Here is a 1256-nt window from a genome sequence, read left to right on the forward strand (position 1 = left end):
GCGGCATGTCCGCGGCCGCGCTGTGCAGGCGGCGGTGGTTGAACCAGTCGACGTATTCGAGGGTGGCGATCTCGACCTGCTCGACGGTGCGCCAGGGACCGCGAGGTTTGATCAGCTCGGTCTTGAACAGCCCGATCGTCGACTCGGCCAGGGCGTTGTCGTAGGCGTCCCCGACCGAGCCGACCGAGGGCGCCGCCCCGGCGACGGCGAGACGTTCGGTGTAGGCGATCGAGGTGTACTGCGCCCCGGCATCGGAGTGCGCGACCAGCCCCGACAGGTCCTCACGGCCCTGGCGGCCACGGACCCACAGGGCCTGTTCGAGGGCGTCGAGCACAAGGTCGGTGCGCATGCTGGTGGCCGCGCGCCAGCCCAGGATCCGCCGGGAGTAGGCATCGATGACGAACGCGACGTAGACCATCCCCGACCAGGTCGGTACGTAGGTGAAGTCAGCGACCCACAGCCGGTCCGGGGCCGGCGGGTCGAAGCGCCGCTCGACCAGATCAGCAGCCCGGCCCTGCTGTCCGGGCTGTGTCGTACGGACCCGAGGCCCGCGCCGGGCCCCGGCCAGACCCTGGGCGCGCATGAGCCGTTCGACGGTGCAGCGGGCCACCGCGATGCCCTCCCGGTTGAGCTGGGTCCACACCTTGTCCGCGCCGTAGACGCCGTAGTTCTCCGCGTGCACCCGCGCGATTTCCTTGCTCAACTGCTGGTCGCGGCGCTGGGCCGTGCTCGGCCTCCCGGCCCGGACCGCCGGGCGAGCGTCGTAGTAGGTCGACGGGGCGATCGCCACGCCCAGCTCGCCGAGCTGGGCGCAGATCGACGCGACACCCCAGCGCCGCCCGGCCGTGCAACGGGCGGCGTGCTCGTCGATGAACCTCACCAACGCGGACGTGGCCGGTCGATCTCGGCCGCGAAGAAAGCCGATGCGGCCTTGAGGATCTCGTTGGCCCGCTTGAGCTCCGCGTTCTCCCGCTTGAGTCGGCGCAGCTCCTCGGACTCCTCGGTCGTGACTCCGGGCCGATCACCGCCGTCGATCTCGGACTGGCGGACCCACTTGCGCACCGTCTCCACCGAGCCCACACCGAGCTTCTCCGCGACTACGCGCATCGCCGCCCACGGCGAGTCGTAGTCAGGCTCGAGCTCGGCGACCATCCGAACCGCCCGCTCGCGCAGTTCCTTGGGATACGACGGGGAGCGACGTGTCATGACTCCATCTCCTCAGAAGATCAAGTCTCCGGAAACGCCGGGGCGGTTCA

1 protein-coding gene is annotated in these 1256 nt (G+C 70.3%); it reads right to left on the reverse strand.

From position 1 onward, the window contains the following. A protein-coding gene (locus ACLFMI_RS26750) for an IS3 family transposase (RefSeq protein ID WP_410950736.1) occupies positions 1-1206 on the reverse strand; the annotation gives its coding sequence in 2 pieces (ribosomal slippage) (positions 1-921 and positions 921-1206; 1207 coding nt annotated over the 2 pieces). This gene is flagged as partial in the annotation. Between the last annotated feature and the right edge of the window lie 50 nt (positions 1207-1256).

Source organism: Pseudonocardia nantongensis (assembly GCF_046546495.1).
Taxonomy (GTDB): Bacteria; Actinomycetota; Actinomycetes; order Mycobacteriales; family Pseudonocardiaceae; genus Pseudonocardia; species Pseudonocardia nantongensis.